This window comes from Komagataeibacter xylinus, from assembly GCF_031081985.1.
GTDB classification, from domain to species: Bacteria; Pseudomonadota; Alphaproteobacteria; order Acetobacterales; family Acetobacteraceae; genus Komagataeibacter; species Komagataeibacter xylinus_E.
The window spans coordinates 687,304-714,283 of sequence record NZ_JARWSK010000001.1; the positions used below are offsets into that span (position 1 = coordinate 687,304).

A 26,980-nucleotide genomic window follows, 5' to 3' on the forward strand; every position below is an offset into this window, starting at 1 on the left:
TCACTGGCCCTGGGACAGCACGGTCAGGTGCACGACCGTGGCATTGACCATCACCTTGCCTGCATGGGGAAACATGACCGTAACGCGTTCGCCAATGGCCGACTGCACCGCGCCATCGCCCCATTCCGGGTGCTCGGGGTGGCGGACGATCTGCCCCGGAACGAGAAAGGACCGGAAAGGTAAAGGGGCCATGATGCTGCGCGGTTCCTGCATGGGGGTCATGACCGGCATATCGGACCGGTGCGGGCCTTATTAAACCCCATTGGCGGGTATTCAACAAAAAAACAGCCTGCCTGCCGTCGCAGCCCCGCCTTTTCCCCCATCACAAGGCATGTTACCGCAAGGACATGCGCACGCCCTTTTCCCGGCCGGTACAGGCATGACCCAACGCCCCACCATAAGGGGGCGCCTGTGCGGAGCCTTGCTCGGGGCGGGGTGGCATGGCCTGTCTGCCCTGCTGGCCCCTGTCTTGCGCCTCAACCTGCGCCGCAGGCTGGCGCGCGGTAAGGAAACCCGGGCCAGCCTGCCCCAGCGTCGCGGCCTCGCCACCCGCCCCCGCCCTCCGGGATTGCTGGTGTGGCTGCATGCGGCCAGCGTGGGCGAGACGGTTGCCCTCCTCCCGGTCATGGCACACCTGCTTGAGGCTGATCCCGCGCTGCACGTTCTGGTCACGACCGGCACGGTCACGGGAAATGCCATCCTGCATGACCGCCTGCCCGCAATAGCTGGACAGGACCAGGTCATCGCGCAATTCGCGCCGCTCGACGTACCGCGCTGGAGCGCGCGGTTTCTTGATTACTGGCGGCCTGACGTGGGCGCGCTGGTGGAAAGCGAACTGTGGCCCAACATGATTGCGGCCTGCCACGCGCGGCATATGAGGCTGGCGCTGCTCAACGGCCGCATGTCCGATCGCTCGCTGGCCCATTGGCGCAAGGCCGCCTGCCTGCTGGCCCGCATGCTCTCGGCCTTTACATGGGTCATGGCCCGCAGCGCGGAAGATGCGGCCCGACTGCAACAGGGCGGCGCGACCCGGATCGACCTGATTGCCGACCTCAAGGATGCAGCCGCCCCCCTGCCACATGACCCCGCGGCGCTGGCCGAACTGCAAACCCTTCTGGCCGGTCGGCCGGTCTGGGTCGCGGCCTCCACCCATGAGGGAGAAGACGCCACCGTCATCGCCGCAAGCGCCCTTGTGCGGCAGGTGGTGCCCGATGCCCTGACCATCCTCATCCCCCGCCACCCCGAACGCGGCGCGGATATAGCCGCGCGCGCCAGCGCCCCGCGCCGCGCATTGGGTCAGGTCCCTGCCGCGCAGGACGGGCTATGGATCTGTGATACGCTGGGCGAGATGGGCCTGTTCCTTGCCCTTGGCGCGCCGGTGCTGATGGGCAACAGCCTGCCCGGCTGCGCGGGCGGTGGCCATAACCCGCTGGAACCCGCGCGCGCTGCCTGCCCTGTAGCCAGCGGGCCGCAGATCGGCAATTTCCGCCAGGCTTATGCCCGGATGGCAGACAGCGTGCAGTTTGTCGAAACCCCGCCCGATATTGCCCGATGGCTTATCCCGCTCCTCCAGAACCCTGATGCCTGCCACAAGGCTGGCGCATGCGCCAAGCAGCACGCCCTGCCCGATTCCGCGCTGGTCGGGCGCATAACCCAGGCCCTTCTTGCACTGGACCCGCGCTAATGCAGCCGCCCGCCTTCTGGTGGCGGCCAGCCACCGATTCTGACCTTGCGGCGTGGCTCCTTGCCCCCCTCGCCCATATTTACGCCGCCGCAACCGCACGTCGCCTGCGCCGTGCATCATGGCAGGCCCCCGTGCCGGTGCTGTGCTGTGGCAATATTGGCGTGGGTGGCGCGGGCAAGACGCCACTGGTGATGGATCTGGCAAAGCGCGCCATAAGCCGGGGGCGCAGGCCCGCTTTTCTCTCACGCGGATATGGTGGCCGGGCACGGGCGGGAACACGGGTTGACCCGAAACTGCACACCGCGCGCGACGTGGGCGACGAACCCCTGCTGTTGGCCCGCATCGCACCATGCTATGTGGGCGCTGACCGGGCTGTATCGGCACGCCGCGCCGTGGCGGATGGCGCGGATTGCCTGTTGATGGATGACGGGTTCCAGAACCCCACCCTGCATCAGGACCTGGCGCTGGTGGTGGTTGATGGCGCGGTCGGTTTTGGCAATGGGCGCGTGCTGCCTGCTGGCCCCCTGCGCGAGCCGGTAGCCACGGCATTCGCCCGCGCCGGTGGCGTCGTCATCATGGGCGGTGACCAGCAGGGCATTGCGGCCAGCCTGCCTGATGGACTGCCCTGTTTTGCAGCAACCCTGCAACCCGACACGCAATCGGTGCCGCGTAACCGGCCCATCATCGCCTTTGCGGGCATCGGGCGACCCGCGAAGTTTTTCGAGGGGCTGGCGCAGAGCGGCCTGCGCCCTGCCCGCTGCCTCGCCTTTCCCGATCATCACGCCTATACCGCAGCCGAGCAGGCCCGGCTGCACAGACTTGCAGCACAGGCCGGGGGCTGCCTTGTTACAACACGGAAGGATGCCGTGCGCCTAAACGCCGCCCTGCAGGCGGAGGTGCATACGGTGGACCTGCAACTGGCATGGACCACCCCCGCCATGCCCGAACGGATACTGGATCTATGGCTGGGCACGACACGGCAATGAAAGCAGAACAGCCCAAGGCACAACAGCCCACACGGCAGATGCGCCTTGAAGCGGCCCTGGTGCGCGGGCTTGTGGCTCTCTTCCGCCGCCTTGGCCCGGTGCGGGCCTCCAATTTTGGCGGGTGGCTGTGCCGCACGGTGGGGCCGCGCCTGCCCATCTCGAAAATAGCCGATGCCAATCTGCGCATGGCCATGCCCGAACTCGACGCCGGGATGCGCCGCGCCGTCATCCGCGCCATGTGGGACAATATTGGCCGCAATGCGGGCGAGTTCCCCCATCTTGCCACCCTGCCCCGCAACCCGACTGATGGCGGCCCCGGCTGGGATGTGGTGGGCGGGGAACACCTCATTGCGCAGGCAGCGAAGGGCGGGCCGACCATTTTCGTATCCGGCCATATCGGCAACTGGGAGATGCTACCCCCCGCCGTGGCGCGGTACGGGCTGCCGTTCTCCTCGTTTTACCGCGCGCCCAACAACCCGCTTGTCGATCATATCCTGTGCGACCTGCGCAATGATGCGATGGGCACACCCGTGCCGCTGTTTGCCAAGGGGGCGCGCGGAGCGCGCAATGCGCTGGGGCACATCCTCAAGGGCGGCCATCTGGGCATGCTGGTGGACCAGAAGATGAATGATGGAGTCGCCGCCCGCTTTTTCGGCCAGCCCGCCATGACGGCGGGCGCCATGGCGGCCATGGCGCTCAGGCTGCGCTGCCCCGTCATACCCGGCTATATCGAGCGCCTCGGCCCGGCACGGCTGCGCATGCATGTCTATCCCCCCATCGACCTGCCCGATAGCGGCAACCGCGCTGCGGACCAGATGACTCTGACGCAGCAGGTGAATGACTGGATTGAAGGCACAATCCGGCAGCAGCCAGGCAGCTGGCTCTGGATTCATCGCCGATGGAATAGGCAAATGCCTACTGAATAGCCTAAAAAATAGTCATGAATGCTACAAAATATTGCTTTTTTGCCACAGGGTGTTGTTTCTGCCTGTTTGTGCAGCTTTCTGCCTGAAATTCAGTTTGGCAAAGCTGCCATGCAGGAATAGCGTTGTTCCTATCTTGTCACGCCAAGACAGTCAGAGGGCCAACGGAATGCACATGATGACCAGGCAGGCTTCCGCCACCAATGTTGTTTCCCTGCGGCAGGGCTTCCTGCCCCGCCACCGCGAATACCTGATGCGCTGGCTTGAAGCCGGTGCGTGCATGGGCCTGTGTGATGCGGATATCTCCGATCACAACGATGATAACGAACCCGATATCGAGCATGTGCTGGTCTGGGTGCGCGAAAATGCCCGGCCTGCCTACATGGTCCGCCCCGAGGGCATGAGTTGGGTACTGGTTGACCAGATCCGCGATCGCGAACTTGCCACCTACAGCAGCTTTGAAGCCGCCCTTCACGCCATCCGCCCGGTGCTGACCCATGGGGCAACCGCCGCCGCCTGAAACAGGAGAGTGACGGTTAAACCACCCTCCTGCACTACCCCCTAGTTGGCGCTGCGCCGCAGCCTGCCCGCAGGGGGAATGACGATCCTGCCGCCACCATTGGGCAGAATCTGGAACACGGCCAGATCACGCCGCGTCCTGCCATTATCCAGAAAGCCAAATGCGCCATCCACCCCGCCAAACCCATCGGGGCGGGTCAGCGCCTGCACGGAGTAGCCATTGGCGCTTCCGGCGGGACGGTTCTGGTCGAGTGCCTTCACCAGGGCTGCCGCATCATAGGTCAGGTCGGCCAGAGGGGTCGGCATATGGTGGTAACTGGCCATGAACTGCTGCACGAATGCCTGCCGCATGGCCGGATCTGGCGCCGCGTACCACGCCCCCTGCAGCGCGCCGAGCTTGGTGGCGAATGCCGACCACAGCCCCGGCCCCATGATCTGCACATGCGTATTGTCCACATGCGTCAGCGCCAGCGCGTTGATGATCATGCCCAGTTGCAGCCCGGTATCGCCCAGAAGCAGCGCATCAAATGGCGGCGCGGGAAAATCGGGCGTGGCAGCGGGTGCCGTGGCGGTTTCCGGCGCGGGCGTGGGGGCCTGCGGCGCGCCATCGGGGTTGGCGGGGTCTATGGCAGCAGAATCGGGGGTGGGTGCGACTGGCGGCTGGGCTGCGGGGTCGGGCTGCGGCACGGCGGCGGCGCGGCTGTCATAGGCCGAGAGGGTTTTCAGGTTGGCAGTAATCGCCTCCTGCGCGCTGTCATGAAACATGATCTGCGGCGATTGCAGGCCATTTTCCTCACACACCTGCTGCAGCGCCTGCCCAAGCGCATGGCCCAGCCGGTTATCGGGCAGGAACGCCGCGAAATGCTGTCGCCCCTGCTGCCGGGCGGCGAGCACCATGCGGCGCACCTGCTGCTCGGGCGCAATGCCAAGGGTCCAGACACCGGGCTGGGCAACCGACGTATCACTGGTAAAGGCCAGCACGGGCACGCCGGCGGCGGTAGCGACGGGTGCCGCCTGCGCTGTCTCATCCATGGTGAGCGGGCCGAGGATCAGCCCGTCACCTGCCTTGATGGCTGCCTGTGCCGCGGTAGCGGCATTGCCGCCGGGGGCTGCGGTATCATGCACGTCAAGCAGCGGGGCCGTGGGCGTGTTCATGGCCATGCGCGTGGCGGTCAGCATTTCCTGGCCCAGGCGGGCGTTTGCCCCGCTCAGCGGCAGCAGCACGCCCACGTTGCGCCCGGCATGGGGCGCATGGTGGCCACCGCCTTCACCACTGGCGCAGGCGGTCAACACCGACAGCGCCAGCCCTGCCAGCAATAAGCGCTTGCATGCAGGGCGCACAGAGGCAGTATCAGCATCCTGTCCTTGCATCTGGGTTCCGAATGTCTGACGCCTCATCTTCCTCGCCTTCAAAATCTCAACATGCCCCGGAACATCCGGTGGATATAAACCGTGACAGTGTTCATAGCGGAGAATCCGCCACCCGTCATGCCGGGAACGCCGATGAGACCGTTCCGGTTGTGCATCAGGATGGAGAAGTTGTGCTTGTTTCCACGCCAATAGGCAACCTTGGCGACATGAGCCGCCGTGCGGTCGAGACGCTCGAAGCCTGCGACCTGATCCTGTGCGAGGACACGCGCACCAGCGCGCGACTGCTGCGCGAATACGGCATCCGCACCCGGACCCGCCCCCTGCATGACCACAACGAAGACAGGCAGATCCCTGCCCTCCTTGAAGCCCTTGCGGCGGGGCAGCGCATTGGTGTGATCTCGGATGCGGGCACGCCGCTGATGTCGGACCCCGGCTACCGGCTGGTGCGCGCCGTTGTGGCGGCGGGCGGCCACGTTACGGCGGTGCCGGGGCCAAATGCCGCAGTCATGGCGCTCACGCTGTCGGGCCTGCCGCCGCACCCGTTCATGTTCTCGGGCTTCCTGCCGCCGCGTGAGGCGGCGCGGCGCGAGATGCTGGCACGGCTGCACGCCGCCGAATGCGCGGGCCTGTCCGCAACCCTGATCTGGCATGAAGCCCCGCACCGGCTGGCGGAAATGCTGACAAGCGTTGCCGATGTCATGGGGGGCGACCGCCCTGCCGCAGTCGCGCGCGAACTGACCAAGCGGTTTGAGGAAGTGCGCCGTGGCACGGTCGCCGAACTCGCCGCCCATTACCGCGAGAACCCGGCACGGGGCGAGATTACCGTGGTGCTCGGGCCGCCACTGCAGGAAGACAGCACGGCAACCGATCTCGACACCCAGTTGCACGAGGCCCTGCGCACGCTCTCGGTCAAGGATGCGGCAGCACTTGTCGCCGGCATTACCAGCCTGCCGCGCCGCACCGTCTATGCCCGCGCGCTGGAACTGGCGCGGGATAAAAAATAAGCAGGCAGGCCGTTACTGCCCCCCGATATCGGTATTGAACAGAGAATCCGCGGGCATGGGGCCGCCCGTGCTGGCATCGAGCAGGTCAACGCGGGTGGTTTCCTGCTGGGCATCCTGAATGATCCAGCCGCGCAGCCGCAGCGGATTATCATGGAACAGCAGCGTCATGCTGCCATCACCCGGCGTGTCGGTGCGCACCACGGTAATGTCGAGCGCATTGCCGTCATGCGACAGGCCGGTCACCGTCACATCACCCGACAGTTGCAGATGCGGGCGCAGCAGCAGGCCAAGCGGGGTCTTTTCCATCGGCATGGTGGTGGTCTGGTCAAGCTGGCTGTCGTTGAACACCACCTGGTCATGATTGGCCACGAGCAGCAGCGGGCTGGGCGGGTCATACTGGAAGCGCATGCGGCGATTCGTGCGGTCGATCCACGCCGTGCCGGTGCTGACCTTGCCATCAGGCGCGGTCTGGCGGAAACGCGCCTTGAGCAGGCTGATCGCATCAAGGTGTTGCTCGACCCGCTCGAGCAGCGCATGGTCCTGGTCCGAAGCCCCCACGGCCATCTGCTCCTGCGCATGGGCAACAGGTGCGAAAAAAGGGCCGCCCAGCAGGCAGGCAACGCCACAGGCGGCAATGACGGGAAGAAATCTCATGATGCGACGCAATCCGTGCAGATACTCTATGCACAGTCGTGCCCCATCATGCCTGCAATATCAAGCCAGCCCCTCCGGCGTGTCATCCTACGAACTGCCAATCAGCACGCCCGCCACGAACACCAGCAGCCCGCCAATGACAATCTGCACGATGGCCGAGCCAAACGGCGTGTCCTGATAGCGCCAGCGTATCCATGAAATGACGAACAGCTCGATCACCACCACGATGATGGCTGCAATCAGGGCGGCCGAAAAATCATCGATCAGGAACGGCAGGGTATGCCCGATGCCGCCCGCCGTGGTCATGAGCCCGCACACCAGCCCGCGCAGCAGCGGCGCGCCACGGCCTGAAAGCTTGCCATCATCGGACAGGGCCTCGGCAAACCCCATGGAAATCCCTGCACCCACCGAGGCCGCCATGCCAACGAGGAAGGCGTTCCACGGCTGGTGCGTGGCAAAGGCTGCGGCAAAGACCGGCGCGAGTGTCGAGACCGAGCCATCCATCAACCCGACAAGGCCGGGCTGGATGATCTGGAGCACGAAGCGGCGGCGGGCATCCTCATCCTCGCTTTCGCGCTTGCTGGTGGGCAGGCGGTCGAGGGTAATGGCGTTGGCGGCCTGCTCGTGCTGGTCCTCGGCATGGGCAAGATCGCCGAGCAGCTTGCGGGTCGCGGCATCGGTGGTGCGCAGGGCGGCCTGGCGGTAGAATCGCGCCGCATCCATTTCCATCTGCCGTGCATGGGCGCGCACGGCCTCGATGCCCTGCGTCTGCACCTGCCAGGCAGGCTTGCGCACCATGAAGTCAGCAATATCGGTCCTGCGGATCAGCGGAATATGCGGGCCGAAACGGCCGACATACAGGTCGATCAGGTCGCGGCGGTGCTCGTCCTCCTCCATCGACATATCGGTAAAGATCTTGGACGTGTCGGGATATTTCTCGCGCAGGGTGTAGGCAAAATCGGAGTAGATACGCCCGTCTTCCTCCTCGTTGGAGATGGCAAGCGCGAGGATTTCCTGATCGGACAGGGAAGAGAATTTACGCATTTTCCAGTCTATGCATAAATTCTCTTAATGACTCAAGAATATTGTAAAGTTACAAATAATTCTCAATTGAAATACCAAAGTAAAACGATCGAAAATGATTATGCTTCTCGATTACGTTTCTTGGTGAAAATATCCGCTCCCTGCCGCTCACACCACGGACGCTTCGGCAAGGACATGGGTAACATCGCCCTGCCACCGGCCATGATAGGCGGCAAGAAAGGCTTCGGCCTGCGTGGGGCCGCCCGCTGCAATTTCATGCAGGGGGGCAAGATAGCGGGTCTCATCATGCCCATTGCCATCACGCAGGGCGCGGGCGCGCAGGCCATCGGTGGCAAGGGCGATCATGCGGGCGGCAAGCGGGCGCAACGTGCCCTGCCCCCACGGCGCATCCAGCCCCAGGCGCGGCACGGCGGCGCGCAGGGCAATGTATTCATCCCAGCCGTGCTCAAGCACCAGTTTCTCGGCGGCATGTAAGGTGGCGTCATCATAGAGCAGCCCGGTCCAGAGTGCGGACTGCGCAAGCATCATGGCGGGCGAGCCCGCATCAGCGCCACGCATTTCAAGAAACTGCTTGAGCCGCACATCGGGGAAGGCCGTGGTCAGGTGGTCCTCGAAATCGCCAATGGTGGGGCGCTCGCCCTCCAGCCCCGGCGGGCAGCGCCCATCAAGCCAGTCGCGGAAGGAATGGCCCGCCACATCGATCATGCGCTCGCCGCGTGTAACGAAATACATCGGCACATCAAGCAGCCACTGCACATAGACCGCAAAGCTGAAGCCATCTTCAAGGAACTGGCGCGGCATGCCCGCGCGCGCGTTGTCGGTATCGGTCCAGACACGGGCACGGTTGGACAGGAAGCCGTTGGGGCGCCCTTCATAGAACGGGGAACTGGCGAACAGAGCGGTCGCCACCGGCTGCAATGCCAGCGAGACCCGCATCTTGCGCGCCATGTCGGCCTCCGAGCCGAAATCGAGGTTCACCTGCACGGTGCAGGTGCGCAGCATCATGTCCAGCCCCAGCGTGCCCACGCGCGGCATGTAGTTGCGCATGATGGCGTAGCGGCTCTTGGGCATCCACGGAATGTCAGAGCGTCTGGCCGTGGGGTGAAAGCCCAGCGGGGCGAAACCCAGGCCAAGCTCGGCGCAGGCCGGACGGATGGATTCAAAGTGGTGCGCCATTTCGGCTGCCGTATCATGCAGCGAGACAAGCGGCGCGCCGGAGAGTTCAAACTGCCCGCCCGGCTCGAGCGAGATGGAACCGCCTTTGGCTGCCCCCTGCCCCTTGAGGCCGATCAGCGCACCCTGGTCGATGATATCCTGCCACTGCGTGCCACCGCCTTCAGTTGAAAGGGCGCGCAGCAGGGCCTCGATCCCGCGCGGGGCGTATGGGGGGGCTGACCATGCCGCACGATCGGGGCCTGCGGCATCGGGTTTTACAAACCCGAATTTCTCGTGTTCGGTGCCGATCCGCCACTGTTCGCGTGGACGCGCGCCCGCCGCCAGCACGGCGACCAACTGGTCAGGGGATTCGATTACGTGTGCATTATGCGCGCCGGGATTCGACATGGCGGGGGCAATATCCTCATGACAGTCAGGGCAAGGCTGGCAACAGGCCGAAAAAAAGCGGGGTGGGTTATTACGAAGTCTTATCACATAAGACGTTGAGGCCCGACCCGACAAGAGCCAGTGCCGCCGCTGCCGCCGTATCCGCCCGCAGCACCAGCGCGCCGAGCGAGAGCGGCCGCACGAAAGCCTGCCTGCACAGCATCTCATGCTCACGCGGCGAAAATCCGCCCTCCGGGCCAATCAGCACGCCATCGCCCACATGGGACCTGGGCGCCGCAGCCCCCTGCGGCCTGCGCTCGAGGGCTGCGAAAAGGGCCGTATCATCAGGCCATTGCGACAGCACCGTGGTCAGCGGCGCCAGCGCGTCGATAGTGGGCACGTCAAGGCGTTCGCACTGCTCGGCAGCCTCGATGGCGATGGCGTTCAGGCGGTCGGCATTGATACGGTGGGTATTGGTGCGCTCGGTCACGACAGGACGGAAATGCGTGACCCCGAGTTCGGTGCCCATGCGGATGACCGTCTCGGTCGCATCGCGCTTGAGGGGCGCGAAGACAAGGCACAGCCCCGGTGTTGCGGCGGGCGCGCGGGTCTGTTCCACAACGCGGATGCGGCAGCGGTCGCGGCGCAGGTGGTCGATCACGCCCTGCCATGCGCCATCACGCGCGTTGAAGACCTCAACCACCGCCCCGGCCTGCTGGCGCATGACCGTGCCGAGGTAATGGGCCTGCCCCGGTTCCAGGTCAAACAGGGCATCAACCGCCATGGGGGGAAGGCTGGCGGGCGGTATGAACAGGCGCGGACAATCCCTCATGCCGGATGGTAACCTTTCAGTATCAGGACAGCATACAGGGGCCGGTCTTGACCCCACGGGGCCTTCCGGCCCATCTGTGTGGCCATTAGCAGCCATGGGGCGCGCCGTCATCGGCAAACCCGGCCCCACGGTCAGCAGGCAAGCGGCAAGGAGTTGTAGCGTGAACCAGCCCATACCCCATACGGACATCAGGGTGGATGGCTGGATCGGCCGCCTGCCGCCCCGCCTACGCCCCTACGCCCTGCTGATGCGGCTCGACCGGCCGATTGGCACATGGCTCCTGTTCCTGCCCGGCGTATGGGGCATCATGCTGCCGGACCATGTGCCAGCAAGACAGCGGCTTTTCCTGATCGCGCTGTTTGGCATTGGCAGCGTGGTCATGCGCGGCGCGGGCTGCGTGGTCAATGACATGTGGGACCGTGACATCGACCGCCAGGTGGCGCGCACGGCAGGCAGGCCGCTGGCCTCGGGCGCGCTGTCCATGCGCGAGGCGGCCCTGTTTCTTGCAGCCCTCCTGCTCATCGGCTTCAACATCCTGATGAACCTCAACGGGCTTTCGCAGGCTCTGGGCGCATCCTCGCTCATTCTGGTGGGACTGTACCCGCTGGCCAAGCGGGTTACATGGTGGCCGCAGCTTGTCATGGGCTTTACCTTCGGCTTTGGCGCGCCTCTGGGTTATGCGGCGGCAGCGGATCATATCGATGCCGCACTCGGCACGCTCTATGCCGCCACCATCGTGTGGCAGCTCGGCTTCGATACGATCTACGGTTTTCAGGACATGGAGGACGATGCCCGCATTGGCGTGCGCTCCACCTCCCGCCTCATGGCCGGGCATGCGCGGCTGTTCGTAGGCGTGTGCTATGGGCTGACGCTGGCCGGCCTGGCGGGCGCAGGCTACCTGGCCCATGTGGGGCCGGGCTTCTGGCCTGCGCTGGCGCTGCCCGCGGCCCTGCTGGGCTGGCAGGTGTGGCGGCTGGATGAACGGAGCCCCGCCACCTGCCTGCGCCTGTTCCGCTTCAACCGCGAAACCGGACTTGCCATCGCGCTGGCCGTGCTGGCGGGAACGCTTACGCGCTGAGATGCAGCGTGCGGGCGAGGAAATCACGCGCCATACCCATGCACTGAAGGAACAGGGCGGCATCAAAGCGATGCCCCTCATCGCGCAGGAAGGCATGCTGGGCGTTGAACTCATGCCACTCATAGCATGTGCCCGCCTTTTCCATCGCGGCACGGATCATCTGTCGCCCTTCAAAAGGCACATGCGGGTCCTGCCGCCCCCACACCATCAGTGCCTCACCACGCATCTCGCCCACGCGGGCCAGCGTATCATCATGCTTTCCATGCCCCAGCGTGGCGGAATGGATATCGGTGGCATAGAAACACACCGCCGCGCGCACCCGCGGGTCAAGGGCGGCACGGAACGCCAGGTGCCCGCCAAGGCACACGCCCATGGTGGCAAGGCTTTCGGTGCAGTGCGGGTTGGCGGCCAGCCAGTCGAGTGCCGCGCGGGCATCATGGTCGTAGCCTGCAACCGGCTTTTCGAATTTAAGGAAATTGCCACGATCCGTGCCCGGTTTGTCATAGGCCAGCACGGTGCCCGCCGGTTCGTATTCATGATAGACCTCGGGCACGGCCACGACGTAACCCTGCCCTGCCATCATGACGGCCAGCCTGCGGATGGGAGCCGTAACCTGATAGATTTCGGAAAACAGCACTATCCCGGGAAAGCGCCCTGCAATGGCGGGACGGAAAACATGCATCCGCATCATACCTGAAGGCGTTGGGATATCTGCCGTCTCGTCGGAATGGATAATCATGATGTCATCCCTGTTTGCCCTCTCGCTCGCCATCTGCGCCATCGTGTCCGTCGTGGTGCTGATCGCACGTTTCCGGATCAATCCGTTCATCGTGCTGTTCTCGGTCTCGCTGGCGCTGGCGCTGTGCGCGGGCATGCCGCCACAAAAGGCCATCGCCTCGTTCGAGGCCGGTGCGGGGCGGGTGCTGGGGCATGTGGCCACCGTTATCGCGCTGGGCACCATGCTGGGCAAGATGCTGGCGGAATCAGGCGGGGCCGACCGCATTGCCCTGACCATTACCCGCCTTGCGGGCGAGAAGCGCGTCAGTTGGGCGATGATGGTGATCGGGCTGCTGGTCGGGCTGCCGGTTTTCTTTGAAGTCGGATTCGTGCTGCTGATTCCGCTGGCATTTACGCTGGCGCGGCGTACCAATACGCCGCTCTTGCGCGTGGCGCTGCCCATGGGGGCGGCCCTTTCGGTCACGCACGCCATGATCCCGCCGCATCCGGCCACCCTGCTCGCCCTTTCGGCCTATCATGCCGATATCGGGCGCACGATCCTGTGGGGCATCGTGATCGGAACGCCTGCAGCGGCTTTGGCCGGGCCGGTCTATGCCCGCTTCATTGCCGGGCGCATCGGCCCCGTGCTGCCCTCCGCGTTGGAGGCGCAGTTCGTCAACCACGAAGTGCCTGCCAGCATGCCCGGCTTTGGCATTACGGTCCTGACCATCCTCTCGCCTGTTGTGCTGATGCTGGTGGGTTCGATGGCGGATGCGGTGGCCCCTGCCCACACCACGCTCAACAATGCGCTGCACTTCATCGGCAATACGGATATTGCGCTGGCGCTGGCAACCCTGCTGTCCTTTCAGGTCTTTGGCACTGCGCGTGGCTTCAGCCGCGAGACGATTCTCAAATTCACCAATGACTGTCTGGCCCCCACCGCGCTGATCATGCTGCTGGTGGGCGCAGGCGGTGGCTTCGGGCAGGAACTGGTCGATAGCGGCGTTTCAACCGCCATTACCGACCTTGCGGTGGGTGCCCATGTGCCGCTGCTGGTGCTGGCCTGGCTGCTGGCGGTGGTGGTGCGGGTGGCCACGGGTTCGGCCACCGTGGCCATGAGCACGGCGGCGGGCATCGTGGGGCCGATCCTTGTGCACACGCATGGGGCTTCGCCTGAACTGATGGTGATCGTGACCGGCGCGGGCTCGGTGGCGCTGGGGCCGCTCAATGATGCTGGCTTCTGGCAGATCAAGGAATATCTTGGCCTGTCGGTTGGCCAGACCATAAAGACCTGGTCGGTGATCGAGACCCTGATTGCCGTGCTGGGGCTGGTCTTTGCGCTGCTGCTGTCGCTGGTGGTGGGGTAGAGGTTATCGGACCGATCTGATCCGGTCGATGATGGCGCGGATGGCATCCCGGTCCAGTTCGAATTCCGGTCCGGCATCCATCACGGCAAGTTCCATCAGGGCATCCGATAATGTTCTGGATCCGGGGTGGGGATGGCTGTTGTCCATCTCCAGCGCCTTGTCAGCAATGGCCTGCACATATGATTCCCGGGCAAGAAAGGATTCGAGCACCCTGGCGATCTGCCGGGGTGCCAGGCCCCTGTCCATCAGGGCCAGTACATCCACCGCATGAGCGGTCTCGATCACCTCACTGACGAGCGCCGCCTCCACCGCAGCGACTGGCTGCGCCACGCTGCGACAGGCATCGGTCAGGACCACGGCGGCAAAACCTGCCCGAACGGCATCGCGCGCGGTCGCGGCCACACAGTAATCCAGCGCCACCCCCACCACGAATACCCGCTTGATCCCCCTGCCCCGCAGCAGGTCATCCAGCCCGGTGCGACTGGTGCGCGCGTTATCCTCGAAGGCGGAATAGCTGTCGGTCTCAGGGCGCATGCCCTTGCGCAGCACCACGCCGATATGGGCCTGCGCCAGATCGGGCACGAGGGCCGCCCCTTTCGTACCCGCCACGCAATGCTCCGGCCACGGGCCGCCCTGCATGTCAAAGGACACATGATCCGCCGGGTGCCAATCCTGGGTTGCGGCAATCAGGCCAAAGGGCAGTTCGCTCAGCCGGTTGATGAGCGGCACGATGCCATCGGCCCCCGCCACGCCCAGCGTGCCGCCGGGCATGAAATCGACCTGCATGTCGATAACCAGCAGCGCATCGGCAGGCGTGATGAACAGGGTCTCTGGATGGTCGTTCGCCGTCATGCTGCCCCCTGCCGAAAAGAAAAAAAGTTTCTGGGTGCAGCCTTTCTTCGTAAAGACTCCATTCTTCGAAGCTTTTTGAAAAAAGCTTCACCAAAAACTTTTATCTGTTTTCCTAGCCCTTGGCGTACGGATTGCTCGAGGCCCGCAGCAGCAGCCTGATGGGCGTGCCCGGCAGGTCGAAGGTCTCGCGCATGCCGTTGACCAGATAGCGCTGATAGTCCTCTGGCAACTGGTCGGTGCGGGTGCCGAACAGGATGAAGGTAGGCGGGCGCGCCTTGGCCTGCGTGATGTAGCGCAGCTTGAGCCTGCGGCCATCGACCAGCGGTGGCGGATGGCGCTCGACCATCATTTCGAACCAGCGGTTGAGCGCGCCGGTGGGCACACGGCGGTTCCATACCTCATAGGCGCGACGCACGGTGGGCAGCAGGCGGTTGATGCCCGCCCCGGTCATGGCCGAGAACGACACGACGGGAATGCCACGCATCTGTGCCAGCGAGGTCTCGATCCGGTCCTTGATGGCCTGGCGGGTCGCGGCCCGGTCCTCCACCGCATCCCACTTGTTCAGCGCCAGCACGCAGCACCGGCCCTCACGCTCGATCAGGCGGGCGATCTGGAGGTCCTGCTCATGCACGCCCAGCGTTGCATCGAGCACGAGGATCACGACCTCCGCCATCTTCAGCGCCTCGATGGAGGCGGAGACCGACATCTTCTCCAGCGTCTCGTCAATCCGGGCCTTGCGGCGCAGGCCCGCCGTATCGACAAGCTGGATCGGGCCTTCATCGTCATGCAGCATGACGGCAATGGAATCGCGCGTCAGCCCCGGCTCGGGGCCGGTGATCATCCGCTCCTCGCCCAGCAGGCGGTTGAGCAGCGTGGACTTGCCGGCATTCGGGCGGCCCACGATGGCAAGGCGCAGCGGGCCTGGCGGGCGCACATCCTCTTCCTCGCCCTCGGCCAGCGCATCCTCGCGCCGGGAGCGGCGGGTGACTTTTTTCACCGGCGGCAGGTCGGTGGGCGGCAGGCGGTCCACGATCTCGCTCATGAGATCGGCCACGCCCTCGCCATGTTCGGCCGACATGGCCAGCGGCGTGCCCAGCCCCAGCGAGAACGCCTCCATCGCAGCGGCGGCACCCTGCCGCCCCTCCGCCTTGTTGGCGATCAGCAGCACCGGGCGGCCCTGGCGGCGCAGCCAGTTGGCAAAATGCTCATCGGCGGGCGTAATGCCGCTCCGCGCATCAATGCAGAACAGCACGAGATCGGCCTCTGCCACGGCGGATTCGGATGAAGCCCGCATGCGGCCGTACAGCGTATCGGGTGCCGCCTCCTCCAGCCCGGCCGTGTCGATGATGCGGATGGCCCGGCCCCGCACGGTGGCCTGGCCTTCCTTGCGGTCGCGGGTGACGCCGGGGGTATCGGCCACGAGCGCCTGCCTGCGGCCAACCAGCCGGTTGAAAATGGTCGACTTGCCGACATTCGGCCTGCCCGCGATCACGACAACCGGCAGCGCATCCACTGGCGCGGATGGAAAAGATGAACTCACTGCGGCAACTTTCTTTTTAGGTATAGGCTATAAGGTAGCCGTTATTGTCCATGAGCAACAGCGTATTATCGACTACGATGGGTGCTGTAGTCACCTCGGCTGGCAGTTCGTACAGGGAGTCGATATGCCCCTGCGCAGGATCGATGATGACAACGCCGTTCTGCTTGAAGTTCGATATGAACACCAGCTTGCCGCCTGCCAGAATCGGACCGTTCCATACGATGCCACGCTTCTGCTTGTCGGAATTCTCATACTGCCGCAACTGCGTGATCCAGCGCACATGGCCTGAAAGCCGGTCAAGGCAGGCCACCTGCTGGTCCATGGAGATGAGGAATATCCAGTCCCCGATCACAAGCGGCGTGTTCTGCCCCGAAATGCCGCGCTCCCACAGCCTGCGGCCCGAGCGCATGTCAATGGCGACAAGAACGGCGCCGGTGCTGATGGCATAGGCCGTGCCATCGGCAATGACCGGCATGCCATGCACGCATGAGAAATCGATCAGCGCCTGCTGGCCGTTGGTGCTGCCGAGCGTATCGGCCCACACCACTTCGCCGCCTTCGGCACGCAGCGCCACGAGATCGCCCGAGCCAAAGCCCGCAAGCACTACGCCATCGGCCACGGCGGGCGCGGGCTGGCCATAGATGATGGTATCGGCGGCTGTTGCGGCATAGGTCCACACCACGTTGCCGTTTTCCGCATCAAGGCAGTACAGGTGTTCGTCAATCGTGCCAAAGAACAGCCGTCCATCGGCGATGGTAGGCGCGGAGCGGCCCGGTGTCTGGATATTGACGCGCCATTTCAGCTTGCCGGTGGCCGCATCGAGCGCAAGCGCCTGCCCGATGCCATCGACGATGTACAGCGTGCCCTTGTCCACGCTGATGCCACCGCCGAGATTGTTCGACATCATCTTGCGCGGCTTGGGGTTGTATTCCCACAGCTTGTGCATGCCGGGCCAGCGATAGGCGCGGATCACGCCCTGCGCGTCAGCAACAAAGATCCGGCCATCCTGCACGACGGGCGTGGCCTGGATGATGCCGCGCCCGCTATCGCCAAGCGCCACATAGGACAGCCATTCCGGCTCGGAATTGCCTGCGCCGATATCATGGGTCCATTCATGGCGCATCTGCCCGGCCCAGGCGATATCGCAGCCCCCATGGTCGGGGGTGATGCCCGATTGCGGCCATGCATTCAGCGCCGTGGGGGCGGGAACGGTCACGGCCTGCGTTTCCTCGGGGTCGACCGTAAGGCCGGCGGCTGTGTGCAGCACATCCGAACGGTGACCGATCAGCAGCGGGGCTTTTTTCTGCTTGCTGGAACACGCGGTCAGCAGGGCTGCCCCCGTGCCCAGCAACACATGGCGGCGGCTCAGGGCTGATTTCATGGTCTTCCTGTTGGTCGGCGTGGGGGATGCGGGGTCAGGGCTAGCCACCAGCGTCATCTCCCAGCGTCTGGAGCATGGCTTCGGCGCGGCTGCGCACGCCATCGGCAATGGTCATGTCCATCGCCAGTCGCTCGAATTTGGCGCGTGCATCTGCTTCCTTGCCTGTTTTCAGGTCAAGCAGGGCTTCGGCCTCGATAGCCTGGCCGCGCCACGGCTGGCCCGCACCATCAATGACCGCAAGGCGTGAACGCAGGGTGGCGGGGTCGCCGCCATCAATCTGGTGCTGCACCCATAGCAGGCTGGCAAGCGATGCAATGGTGGGGTCAACCGCGTGTTCCTGGCTCACGCCATCCCACAGGGCAAGGGCCGCGGGCAGGCTGCCACTTTCAGTCAGCAGGGCCGCGCGTTCCATGCGCTCGAGCACGCGCAGCGGCGGGCGCGCCCGGGCATCCAGTGCTTCAAGCGCCTGCAGGCCCGTTTTCTGCCGTGTGGTCAGGCTGGTATCGGCACCCGTGGCATCGGGCGGGCGGGCGACATCCTGCATGGCGGTGAAATAGGCGGCCGAGACGGCGGCATCTGCCTTGTGGGCGCGCGAGACGGAATACTGCCACCCACCCGCGCCAATGCACACGGCCGCCACCACGACACCGGCCACGACAAGATAGCGCCGCGCCAGTGCCCGGATGCGTTCGGCACGGATTTCCTCATCGACTTCCATGAAGATGTCGTCAGCCACGTTCGTGTCGTTCCCTGCTCGCTTGCGTGGCGCATCGCGCCTTACGCGTCGTGATCCCTGGGCCAGCATATCCGGCCCGGCGCGGCACGGCAAACCACCCGGCCAGTACCGCAGCCCATTTCCGCCTGTTCGATCACATAGACCGGCCTGTTTTGCACCGCCAGCGATAAGCGGGCGGAAAATGCAAAAAATCGGCTTTTTTCACCGTTTCGCATGGCTCCAGTCGCGCAGGAGCATCTGCGCGGTCAGGACCACCTGCTTCACGTTCAGCCCCTCCATCGGGGCATTGCCCACCGGGCCGGGCGCCATGGCCACCCGCCCCCACGGGCCAGCGGGCGCGTATTCCATCGCCTTGCTGCGGCCAAACAGGCCCAGTGTGGGAATCTGGCTGGCAGCAGCCAGATGCATGAGCCCCGAATCATTGCCAATGAACAGCGTGCAGCGCGCAAGCAGGGCTGCAACCTGCGTGACTGACAGGCTGCCCCCGGTATCCAGCGCATCGGGCAGGTGTTCGATCACCGGCAGGGCACGGGCGCGCTCCGCATCACCAGGGCCATACAGGATGACCGGCCGCAGGCACGGATCATCGGCCTGCAGGGCCTTGAAGGCCGCGACAAAGCGCTCGGGCGGCCAGATCTTGCCATCCCAGTTGGCGGTGGGACCAAGGGCAACCCAGCGCGTGCCATCATCGGGAAGCATGCGCGCGGCCTGCGTGCGCTCGGCAGCACTTGTCCAGGTAACCGGCAGCGGCGCGGGATCGAGTTCGAGCAGGTTGCCGATATGCGTGATCCGCGGCCCCCTGCGGCGGCCGCCCTGCATGACGTGGCGCTCGCCCACGCGCAGGAAATAGCTCACGACCGAACTGCGCAGGTCCACGCACAGGTCCCATTTGCGCCCCCTGCACTGCCGCCACAGATCGACCCAGTGCATGTTGCGCGGGCGCTTGACCATCTCGATCGTGCGCACACGGCGCGGCATGTGCACAAACAGCCCGGCGGCCACCGGTCCGCACGCAATGGTGAAATCGGCCTCGGGGTAGCGCCTGAGCAGCGTATCAAGCAGCCCGGTGGAGAGAATGGCATCACCCAGCCGGGTGGATGTGATGAACAGGATGTGCATTTTTTGGTGCTAGTCAGGTTTTGCGTGCGTGCCAACCTCTCTTTGCCCTTGCCTGCGGGCGCGGGCGTGGCCAGATTGCACCCATGGCCAGAATTGCTCATCTTTCCGGGCGCAGCGTGCTCGGCATATCAGGCGCTGATCGCGTCTCCTTCCTGCAGGGGCTTGTCTCCAACGACATGACCACGGTTGCTCCCGGCCGGGCGGTCTGGACCGCGTTCCTGTCGGCCCAGGGCAAATGGCTGGCGGATTTCTTCGTTTTTGCCGACCCCGAGGGCGAGCGCCTGCTGCTTGACTGCACGGCCAGCCAGGCCGACATGCTGCGCCAGCGCCTGTCGCGCTACCGCCTGCGCGCGCAGGTTGAACTGGGCGAGACCGGCTACGCCGTGCATGCGGCCTGGGGCGAGGGCTTCACCCCGCCCGAAGGCTACCCCGCCGCCCCCGACCCACGTGTGGCGCAGGCGGGCTGGCGCTTCCTGCTTGGTCACCCCACGCCTCACCCCACGGCGGATGAAGTGGATTATGACCGCCACCGCCTTGCCCTTGGCCTGCCCGACGGACCGCGTGACTGCGAAAGCGACAAAACCCTGCTGCTCGAAGCCAATTTCGACCAGCTCAATGGCATTTCATGGACCAAGGGCTGCTACATGGGCCAGGAACTGACCGCGCGCACGCGCTACCGGGGGCTGGTGCGCCGCCATCTCGTGCCCGTATCCGCCCATGCCAACCTGCCCGCGCCGGGCACGCCCGTCATGGCGGGAGAAAAGACGGTGGGCGAGATGCGCTCCTCGCGCGATGGCGCGGGGCTGGCCATGATCCGCAGCGAGCATCTGCACGATACGGGTCTTGTGGCGGCAGGCCACGGGGTGCAGGTGCATCTGCCACAGTGGTTCAGCCTGCCGGCAAAGCCGCAATAGGACTAGGACGCGGCATCCGCCCCCTCTTTTCACGTTTCAAGGTCAAGATCCATGCCTTACACGCCACCTGAACCGAGCACGCGCGCCGCCATGATCGAGCGCGTCAAATTCAACGCCGATGGCCTGATTGCCGCCATTGCCCAGCAGCATGACAGCGGCGAGGTACTGATGCTGGCCTGGATGAATGCCGAAGCACTCGACGAGACCCTGCGCACGGGTCGCGTCTGCTACTACTCGCGCAGCCGTAAAGACCTGTGGCGCAAGGGCGAGACATCAGGCCAGGTGCAGACGCTGGTGGATGCGCGGCTGGACTGCGACCGCGATGCCGTGCTGGTGCTTGTCGACCAGAAAGGCGTTGCCTGCCACACCGGGCGGCGCAGCTGCTTCTATAACGCGCTGCGCCCCGAAGGGATTGTGGAGATCACGCAGCCCGAAATCGCGGCTGAAACACTTTACGGCAAGGGCTGAACGGATCATGCAGGAAAACGAGGAAGAAAGACGCGAACAGATCACCAAGCTGGTCTGGATCGGCATTACCGTGGTGGGCACGGTCCTCATGGGCTTTTTCATGCTGCGCAACGAAATGCATGCCCTGATCTCGGAAAACGAACCCGCCTCCCCGCCTGCCGCAGTGAGCGCGCCTGCTACGCCGGGCCAGCCTGCGCCGCCTGCCGCGCCTCAAGCAGGTCAATAATTTCGCAGGCCGCCGCATGGGCCGGGTTTTTGCCCGGCCCGTGCAGGGCCGCGCGGATATGGGCAAACCCCGCGCGCTGCAGGTCGCGGCTGGCCGGGTCTGCCAGCAGGCGCTCGACGGTGGCGGCCAGCAGTTCGGACGTGCAGCGCTCCTGCAGCAGTTCGGGCACCAGCCTGTGGCCCGCCAGCAGGTTGACCATGGCTACATACGGCACGCGGATCAGGCGCCGCGCGATGGCTGCCGTCAGCGGATTGACGCGGTAGGTCACGGCCATGGGCACGTTGGCCATGGCCAGCTCCAGCGTGGAGGTGCCTGATTTGGTCAGGGCTGCGGAGGCGGCTGCAAAGGCATCATGCTTGTCGTGCACATCGGTCACGATCAGGGGGCGCACCGGCCACCGGGCCACGCCCGCGCGCACGATATCGGCAATAACGGGCGAGACCGGCACCACGGCCACGATATCGGGGCGGTTACGCTGCACGAGGGCCAGCATACGGCCAAAAACCGGCAGCAGGCGCGGCGCCTCCGAGCGGCGGCTACCGGGCATGAGCACGAGAATGGGCGCATCCGGCGCAATTTTGTAACGCGCCCTGAAGGCCGCGGCCGATCCCTCATCCGCCCCCGACTGCACCACCGGATGACCAACAAACCGCGCCTCGATGCCGTGGCGGGCGAAGAATTCCGGCTCGAAGGGCAGCAGGCACAGCATGCGCTCCCACAGGCCGGGAAATTCGCGCACTCTGTGCTCGCGCCACGCCCAGACCTGCGGGGCCACGTAATGCAGGCGGGGAATGGAGAGCGGCGCGATCCGGCGCAGCAGGCGCAGGGTAAAGCCGGGGCTGTCGATGGTAATGACCAGCGCGGGTTTGCGCGCGGTAATATCTGCCACGGCCTGATCGAGCCTGCGCGAGAGGTGGCGGAGGCGCGGCAGCACCTCAAGCAGGCCCATCACCGCAAGGTCACGCAGCGGGAAAAGCGATTGCAGCCCCTGTGCGTGCATGCGCTCCCCCCCGATGCCCGCAAAATGCAGGCCAGGCCGCAACTGGCGCAGCGCGATCATGAGGCGGCTGCCCAGCACGTCGCCACTGGCTTCCCCCGCCATGATCCATATGGTCGGGCCGAAGGGGGAAACGCCCGCAGGCGCAGGGGGGAATGAAGGCTTGGTCATGCCAGACCGGCTTATCGTGTCGGGACAAAAGGCGCAAATGGCAGTAGCAAAAATATCTGCTGCCCCTGCGTGATCCCAGCCCTATTTCCGGTCTGAAGCTTTTTGAAAAAAGCTTCACCAAAAACTTCTTTACAATTTTTGGGTCGCTTACCGGTCCTTGAGCAGGCCCGTTATGCTGGCGCGGATATCATCGGGCAGCGGCACGTAGTTCAGCGTCTCCGCCGCCTCGCTGCCATGCGCCATGCTCCAGGTAAAGAATTCCCGCACTGCCCGGCCCTGTGGCGTATCGGCGCGGTCGGTCGGGATCAGCACATAGGTCGCGGCCATGATGGGCCATGCCCCGGTGCCATCACCATCGAGCACATCTGCGGAATGGCTGGCATCGGTTGACCAGTGGGCCGTGGTCACGGCCTGGCGGAAACTTTCATCATCCGCCGTCACCACATCACCATGATGATTGCGCAGCCGGGCTATGGGCATGTGATTGCCTGCCGCATAGGCGTATTCAAGATAGCCGATGCTGCCTTCAGTGTTGCGCACGGCGGCGGCGATACCGTCATTGCCCCGTGCGCCCTCGCCCACCGGCCATTCGATCGAGGTGCCGCTGCCCTGCTCATGCGCCCAATGCTCCGAGACGCGGGCAAGGTAGGACGTGAACACGAAGGTCGTGCCCGACCCGTCTGCCCGGCGCACCGGGGCCACGGGCATGGCGGGCAGGGCCAGGCCAGGGTTTTCCGCCGCAATGCGCGGGTCGTTCCACATGCTGATTTCGCCATCATAGATATCGGCCAGCAGGGGGCCGGTCAGGCGCAACTGGCTGGCATCAATGCCGGGCAGGTTCACCACCGGCACGATGGCGCCGAGCACGGTGGGGAACTGGACCAGCCCGTTCTGCTGCAGCTGGGCCACGCTCATGGGCGCGTCAGAGGCACCGAAATCCACCGTGCGGGCCTTGACCTGGTTCTGCCCCGCGCCTGAGCCGATGGTCTGGTAATTGAGGCGGATATCGGTGGCCTTTGCCGCCCCTGCCCCCCACGCGCCATAAATCGGCGCGCCAAAGCTGGAGCCCGCGCCCGTTATGTCTGTGGCAAGGGCGGGCGTGCTGGCCACGGCCAGCAGTGCTGCCAGCCCCAGCCCCCAGCCGCGCCGCTCAGCCCCGCAGGACGGCATTGCAGCTTTTATGCGCGGCGGCCACCACCCGGTCACACACAGCCTCGATCTCCGCATCGGTCAGGGTTCCGTCCATCGGCTGCAGGGTTATCTCGATGCCCAGCGACTTGTGGCCCGCAGGCACCTTGTCGCCCTCATACACATCAAACAGGCTGACGGCCACGATCAGGTTGCGTTCCGCGCCCTTTACGGCCTTGAGCAGTTTTTCCGCCGGCACATCCGCGCTCACCACAAACGCAAAATCACGCCTGAGCGGCTGGAAAGCCGAAAGCGCTGGCGGCCCCTTGCGCCTGCGCTTGGGCTCGGGTACCGCATCGGGGTACAGCGTGAACGCACAGACCGGCACATCAATACCGCGCGCGGCCAGCAAGGCCGGATGCAACTGCCCGAAATGACCCAGCACCAGCTTTGGCCCCTGCCGGATCACGCCCGAACGGCCCGGATGGTAATAGGCGGGCGCATCGGCGCTCAGGCTCAGCCCTTCCATCGCGGCCCCCATCACCGAGAGGGCGGCAAGCGCATCGGCCTTGACCTGCCACAGGTCAACCGGCCGGGCTGGCTGGCCGGGCTGGCGGGCAGAATGCCCACTGCGGATACCGGCTGCGACCTGCTTCTGGCCATCGGCATCAAAGCCGGGACCAACCTCGAACAGGCCGATATCAGGATAGCCCCGTGCTGCATTCGCCTTGATCGCGGCCAGCAGGTTGACCAGCGGGGTCGGGCGCATCTGGTCAAGGTCAGCGGCAATGGGGTTGAGCAGGTGCAGGCCAGCGGGCGTTTCGCCAAACTGCGCGGCCTGTTCCTGCGCCACGAAGGAGAAGCCCACCGTCTCGAGCAACCCGCGCGCCGCAAGCGTGCGGCGCAGGCTGGCGGTGCGGGCCTGCCGGGGCGTAAGCGCTGGCAGCGGCACGGCGCTGTGCACCGGCAGCGACACGGCGGGCACACTGTCCAGCCCGCGCAGGCGCAGCACTTCCTCGATCAGGTCCACTTCGGGGTTGATCGCCACAGCCCCTTCCGCCGCGGCCCTGCCGCGGGCTTCGGGCAGGCCGGGCTGCTGGTCAAGCAGCATGGGCGTTGCAATATCGTTGCGCCATGAGGGCACGTCCACCACCACGTGACGGGCGTCGCATTCGCGCACTTCAAAGCCCAGCCCCTCGAGCAGGTGCACGGCATGGTCCGGCTCTTCCACAAGGCCGCCAAGGGTTTCAAGCCGGGCGAATTCCAGATGCGCCTGCCGCTGCCAGGCAGGCTCGCCCCCGGCCGAGACCACGTTATCGGCCACGCCGCCACACAGGTCGATGATCATGCGCGTCGCGGCCTCGAGGGCTGCGGGCGGCAGGGCCTGGTCCACGCCACGCTCAAAACGCTGGCGGGCATCGGAGTGCAGGTTGTGCCGCCGCCCGGACAGGGCAATGGCCACGGGGTCGAACAGCGCGCATTCGACGAACACGGTGGTCGTCTCCTCGCTCACGCCACTCTCCGCCCCACCCATGATACCTGCCAGCGACAGCACGCCGCTGCTATCGGCAATCACGCAGTCATCGGGCGTCATGACGTGTTCGCTGCCATCAAGGGCGGTAAAGGTCTCGCCCGCGCCACGGCAGATGGTCAGTTCACCGCCACGAACCTTGTCCGCATCAAACACATGCAGCGGGCGGCCAAGGTCATGGGTGAAGAAATTGGTGATATCGACCAGCGCCGAGATCGGGCGCAGGCCGATCGATTCCAGCCGCCTACGCAGCCATGCCGGGCTGGGGCCGTTTTTTACGCCACGGATGGTGCGCCCGAGCACCCACGGGCAGGCTTCGGGGTAGGTGATGCGCCACGTAATCGTGCTATCGCCCTGCCCCTCCACGGTCTCGACCAGCCAAGGCTTCAGCCTGCCAAGGCCCGCCGCCGCCAGATCACGCGCAACACCACGCACGGCCAGCGCATCGCCCCGGTTGGGGGTGATGGCAATGTCGATCACGGGATCATCAAGCTTGGCAAAGAGCGGGTAGGACTGGCCCGGCGCCGTGCCCTCAGGCAGTTCGGCAATGCCGTCATGGTCCTCGCCCAGGCCGAGTTCACGCAGCGAGCACAGCATGCCGCCACTGGCCTCGCCACGCAGCTTGCCTGCCTTGATGGTGATGCCGGAAGCCGGAATATGCGTGCCCGGCGGCGCGAAGATGACATGCAGCCCCGCGCGCGCATTGGGCGCACCGCACACGACCTGCACGCGCTCGAAGCCTTCGCCCGCATCGACCTGGCACACGCGCAGGCGGTCCGCATTGGGGTGCTGCACGGCCTCGATGATGCGGGCGGTGCGGAAGGATGCCAGCGCCGCACCGGGGTCTTCCACGCCTTCCACCTCAAGGCCGATGGTGTTCAGGGTGGCGGTGATCTCTTCCAGCGTTGCGGTGGTCTCAAGGTGTTCGCGCAGCCAGGACAGGGAGAACTTCATCGATCACAGACCTTCGTGCAGCAGGGCGGGAGACAGGGGGCTGGTGCCGTAATGGCGCAGCCAGCGGACATCGCTTTCATAGAACGAGCGCAGGTCGGGAATGCCATGGCGCAGCATGGTCAGCCGCTCGATGCCCATGCCAAAGGCAAAGCCCTGCCACTCCCGCGCATCCAGCCCGCAATTGGCCAGCACGCGGGGATGGACCATGCCAGCACCCAGCACTTCCAGCCAGTCATCGCCCGCGCCGATCTGGCCGGTCTTGCGCGACCAGCCGATGTCGATTTCCATCGACGGCTCGGTGAACGGAAAGTAGGAAGCACGGAAACGCACCGGCAGGTCCGGCATCTGGAAGAACGCACGCAGGAAGTCCGACAGGCAGCCCTTGAGGTGGCCGAGCGTGATCCCCTTCTCGATCACCAGCCCCTCGCACTGGTGGAACATGGGCGAATGCGTGGCATCATGGTCAGCGCGGTAGGTGCGGCCGGGTGCTATGATGCGGATGGGCGGCTCCTGGCCCAGCATTGTGCGGATCTGCACGCCCGATGTCTGGGTGCGCAGCACGCGCTCGGGCTGGCCCTCGGCCTCGGGCGGCAGGTAGAACGTATCCTGATCGGTCCGGGCGGGGTGATGGGCGGGGGTGTTGAGCGCCGAGAAGTTGTGCCAGTCGCTCTCGATATCCGGGCCTTCGGCAACCTGGAAACCCATCGCGCCGAAAATGGCGGCCATTTCCTCAATGGTGCGGGTGATGGGGTGCAGCAGCCCTTCAGCTTCTGGCGCGCCGGGCAGCGTGACATCCACGCGCTCGGCGGCGAGGCGGGCGTTGAGGGCGGCGGCCTCGAGTTCCTGGCCACGCGCCTCGATCAGGCGGGTCAGGTCATCACGCAGGCGGTTGAGTGCGGCACCGCGCGCGCGCCGTTCATCAGGCGTCATGCGCCCGAGTTCCTTGAGCAGCGCGGTCAGCCTGCCCGACTTGCCCAGCGTGCCCACGCGCACGGCATCCCACGCGCGCTGGTCGGTCGCGGCAGCGAGTGCCTGAACTGTCTGTTCCCTCAGGGTTTCGAGATCGTCACTCATAGCACCTCGCACAGGCTCTCAAATCGGGCGGGCTGGCAGGGGCAGCAGTCTGGCCACCAGACCCGGCGCGTGTCTGCGCCCGCAACCATAGGGGCGCACGGGCATCGTATAAAACAAAACGGGCCGCCCCTGCGGACGACCCGTTTCGTGGACCTGTCGCCACACGGG

General features: G+C 65.3%; 26 protein-coding genes. 10 read left to right on the plus strand and 16 right to left on the minus strand.

Annotated features, from left to right (window positions below; all coding sequences use genetic code 11):
- Window positions 1–231 carry a DUF3553 domain-containing protein gene (locus QEG70_RS03455; RefSeq protein WP_308719364.1) on the minus strand — a complete coding sequence of 77 codons (231 nt, stop codon included), beginning with the start codon at window positions 229–231 and terminating at the stop codon, window positions 1–3.
- Between the two features lie 148 nt (window positions 232–379).
- On the opposite strand from QEG70_RS03455, the gene QEG70_RS03460 reads away from it, so the two are divergent.
- The 4 genes from QEG70_RS03460 (at window position 380) to QEG70_RS03475 (ending at window position 4,113) form a co-directional block, all read left to right on the plus strand.
- Entirely contained in the window at window positions 380–1,684 is a 1,305-nt protein-coding gene (locus QEG70_RS03460; protein ID WP_308719365.1) for a 3-deoxy-D-manno-octulosonic acid transferase, read from the plus strand.
- On the plus strand, window positions 1,684–2,670 hold the full coding sequence (gene lpxK, locus QEG70_RS03465; protein WP_308719366.1) for a tetraacyldisaccharide 4'-kinase: 987 nt from the start codon (window positions 1,684–1,686) through the stop codon (window positions 2,668–2,670). Before QEG70_RS03460 ends, lpxK begins: the two co-directional genes overlap by 1 nt.
- Window positions 2,667–3,596 (plus strand): LpxL/LpxP family acyltransferase, encoded by a 930-nt coding sequence (locus tag QEG70_RS03470; RefSeq protein WP_374762535.1) that lies wholly within the window; start codon window positions 2,667–2,669, stop codon window positions 3,594–3,596. Before lpxK ends, QEG70_RS03470 begins: the two co-directional genes overlap by 4 nt.
- A gap of 172 nt (window positions 3,597–3,768) precedes the next feature.
- Window positions 3,769–4,113 (plus strand): hypothetical protein, encoded by a 345-nt coding sequence (locus QEG70_RS03475; RefSeq protein WP_308719367.1) that lies wholly within the window; start codon window positions 3,769–3,771, stop codon window positions 4,111–4,113.
- 41 nt (window positions 4,114–4,154) lie between these two features.
- On the opposite strand, the gene QEG70_RS03480 is transcribed toward QEG70_RS03475, so the two are convergent.
- On the minus strand, window positions 4,155–5,483 hold the full coding sequence (locus tag QEG70_RS03480) for a penicillin-binding protein activator (protein ID WP_308719368.1): 1,329 nt from the start codon (window positions 5,481–5,483) through the stop codon (window positions 4,155–4,157).
- An 11-nt stretch (window positions 5,484–5,494) separates the two neighbouring features.
- Between QEG70_RS03480 and rsmI the strand changes: the two genes are divergently transcribed.
- Window positions 5,495–6,487: a 16S rRNA (cytidine(1402)-2'-O)-methyltransferase gene (gene rsmI, locus QEG70_RS03485; protein WP_308719369.1), complete on the plus strand. Its 993-nt coding sequence runs from the start codon at window positions 5,495–5,497 to the stop codon at window positions 6,485–6,487.
- A 12-nt stretch (window positions 6,488–6,499) separates the two neighbouring features.
- Here the strand turns inward: rsmI and QEG70_RS03490 are convergent, their stop codons facing one another.
- The 4 genes from QEG70_RS03490 to QEG70_RS03505 form a co-directional block, all read right to left on the minus strand.
- Window positions 6,500–7,141, minus strand: coding sequence for a LolA family protein (locus QEG70_RS03490; protein WP_308719370.1), 642 nt, complete (start codon window positions 7,139–7,141; stop codon window positions 6,500–6,502).
- An 87-nt stretch (window positions 7,142–7,228) separates the two neighbouring features.
- Complete coding sequence (mbfA, locus tag QEG70_RS03495; RefSeq protein WP_308719371.1) at window positions 7,229–8,185, minus strand: iron exporter MbfA; 957 nt, start codon at window positions 8,183–8,185, stop codon at window positions 7,229–7,231.
- Between the two features lie 147 nt (window positions 8,186–8,332).
- On the minus strand, window positions 8,333–9,748 hold the full coding sequence (locus tag QEG70_RS03500; protein WP_308719372.1) for a glutamate--cysteine ligase: 1,416 nt from the start codon (window positions 9,746–9,748) through the stop codon (window positions 8,333–8,335).
- A gap of 70 nt (window positions 9,749–9,818) precedes the next feature.
- Window positions 9,819–10,559 carry a 16S rRNA (uracil(1498)-N(3))-methyltransferase gene (locus QEG70_RS03505; protein WP_308719373.1) on the minus strand — a complete coding sequence of 247 codons (741 nt, stop codon included), beginning with the start codon at window positions 10,557–10,559 and terminating at the stop codon, window positions 9,819–9,821.
- A gap of 160 nt (window positions 10,560–10,719) precedes the next feature.
- On the opposite strand from QEG70_RS03505, the gene ubiA reads away from it, so the two are divergent.
- Complete coding sequence (ubiA, locus tag QEG70_RS03510) at window positions 10,720–11,637, plus strand: 4-hydroxybenzoate octaprenyltransferase (protein ID WP_308719374.1); 918 nt, start codon at window positions 10,720–10,722, stop codon at window positions 11,635–11,637.
- Here ubiA and QEG70_RS03515 read toward each other — a convergent pair.
- Window positions 11,627–12,376 carry a dienelactone hydrolase family protein gene (locus QEG70_RS03515; protein ID WP_308719375.1) on the minus strand — a complete coding sequence of 250 codons (750 nt, stop codon included), beginning with the start codon at window positions 12,374–12,376 and terminating at the stop codon, window positions 11,627–11,629. The genes ubiA and QEG70_RS03515 overlap by 11 nt on opposite strands.
- Between QEG70_RS03515 and QEG70_RS03520 the strand changes: the two genes are divergently transcribed.
- Window positions 12,375–13,721 (plus strand): GntT/GntP/DsdX family permease, encoded by a 1,347-nt coding sequence (locus tag QEG70_RS03520; RefSeq protein ID WP_374762536.1) that lies wholly within the window; start codon window positions 12,375–12,377, stop codon window positions 13,719–13,721. The two genes, QEG70_RS03515 and QEG70_RS03520, sit on opposite strands and share 2 nt — an antisense overlap.
- 3 nt (window positions 13,722–13,724) lie before the next feature.
- On the opposite strand, the gene QEG70_RS03525 is transcribed toward QEG70_RS03520, so the two are convergent.
- From QEG70_RS03525 to QEG70_RS03545, 5 genes are all read right to left on the minus strand, one after another.
- Entirely contained in the window at window positions 13,725–14,573 is an 849-nt protein-coding gene (locus QEG70_RS03525; protein WP_308719376.1) for a nicotinamidase, read from the minus strand.
- A 112-nt stretch (window positions 14,574–14,685) separates the two neighbouring features.
- On the minus strand, window positions 14,686–16,113 hold the full coding sequence (gene der, locus QEG70_RS03530; RefSeq protein ID WP_308719377.1) for a ribosome biogenesis GTPase Der: 1,428 nt from the start codon (window positions 16,111–16,113) through the stop codon (window positions 14,686–14,688).
- Between the two features lie 16 nt (window positions 16,114–16,129).
- Entirely contained in the window at window positions 16,130–17,494 is a 1,365-nt protein-coding gene (locus QEG70_RS03535; protein ID WP_308719378.1) for an outer membrane protein assembly factor BamB family protein, read from the minus strand.
- A gap of 40 nt (window positions 17,495–17,534) precedes the next feature.
- A complete protein-coding gene (locus tag QEG70_RS03540; protein ID WP_308719379.1) occupies window positions 17,535–18,230 on the minus strand; it encodes a hypothetical protein in 696 nt (231 codons plus the stop codon).
- A 201-nt stretch (window positions 18,231–18,431) separates the two neighbouring features.
- Entirely contained in the window at window positions 18,432–19,349 is a 918-nt protein-coding gene (locus QEG70_RS03545; protein ID WP_308719380.1) for a glycosyltransferase family 9 protein, read from the minus strand.
- An 83-nt stretch (window positions 19,350–19,432) separates the two neighbouring features.
- On the opposite strand from QEG70_RS03545, the gene ygfZ reads away from it, so the two are divergent.
- The 3 genes from ygfZ to QEG70_RS03560 are packed head-to-tail and all read left to right on the plus strand — an operon-like array spanning window position 19,433 to window position 20,957.
- Window positions 19,433–20,263 carry a CAF17-like 4Fe-4S cluster assembly/insertion protein YgfZ gene (gene ygfZ, locus QEG70_RS03550; protein WP_308719381.1) on the plus strand — a complete coding sequence of 277 codons (831 nt, stop codon included), beginning with the start codon at window positions 19,433–19,435 and terminating at the stop codon, window positions 20,261–20,263.
- Window positions 20,264–20,314: 51 nt separating this feature from the next.
- On the plus strand, window positions 20,315–20,731 hold the full coding sequence (gene hisI, locus QEG70_RS03555; RefSeq protein ID WP_308719382.1) for a phosphoribosyl-AMP cyclohydrolase: 417 nt from the start codon (window positions 20,315–20,317) through the stop codon (window positions 20,729–20,731).
- Window positions 20,732–20,738: 7 nt separating this feature from the next.
- Window positions 20,739–20,957: a hypothetical protein gene (locus QEG70_RS03560; RefSeq protein WP_308719383.1), complete on the plus strand. Its 219-nt coding sequence runs from the start codon at window positions 20,739–20,741 to the stop codon at window positions 20,955–20,957.
- Here the strand turns inward: QEG70_RS03560 and lpxB are convergent.
- The 4 genes from lpxB to pheS all read right to left on the minus strand — a co-directional run bounded on the left by lpxB (window position 20,908) and on the right by pheS (window position 26,812).
- Window positions 20,908–22,125 (minus strand): lipid-A-disaccharide synthase, encoded by a 1,218-nt coding sequence (lpxB, locus tag QEG70_RS03565; RefSeq protein ID WP_308719384.1) that lies wholly within the window; start codon window positions 22,123–22,125, stop codon window positions 20,908–20,910. The two genes, QEG70_RS03560 and lpxB, sit on opposite strands and share 50 nt — an antisense overlap.
- 147 nt (window positions 22,126–22,272) lie before the next feature.
- Entirely contained in the window at window positions 22,273–23,295 is a 1,023-nt protein-coding gene (pstS, locus tag QEG70_RS03570; protein WP_308719385.1) for a phosphate ABC transporter substrate-binding protein PstS, read from the minus strand.
- On the minus strand, window positions 23,276–25,738 hold the full coding sequence (gene pheT, locus QEG70_RS03575; protein WP_308719386.1) for a phenylalanine--tRNA ligase subunit beta: 2,463 nt from the start codon (window positions 25,736–25,738) through the stop codon (window positions 23,276–23,278). Before pheT ends, pstS begins: the two co-directional genes overlap by 20 nt.
- A 3-nt stretch (window positions 25,739–25,741) precedes the next feature.
- Window positions 25,742–26,812, minus strand: a complete 1,071-nt coding sequence (gene pheS, locus QEG70_RS03580) for a phenylalanine--tRNA ligase subunit alpha (RefSeq protein WP_308719387.1) — start codon at window positions 26,810–26,812, stop codon at window positions 25,742–25,744.
- Window positions 26,813–26,980 lie beyond the last annotated feature (168 nt).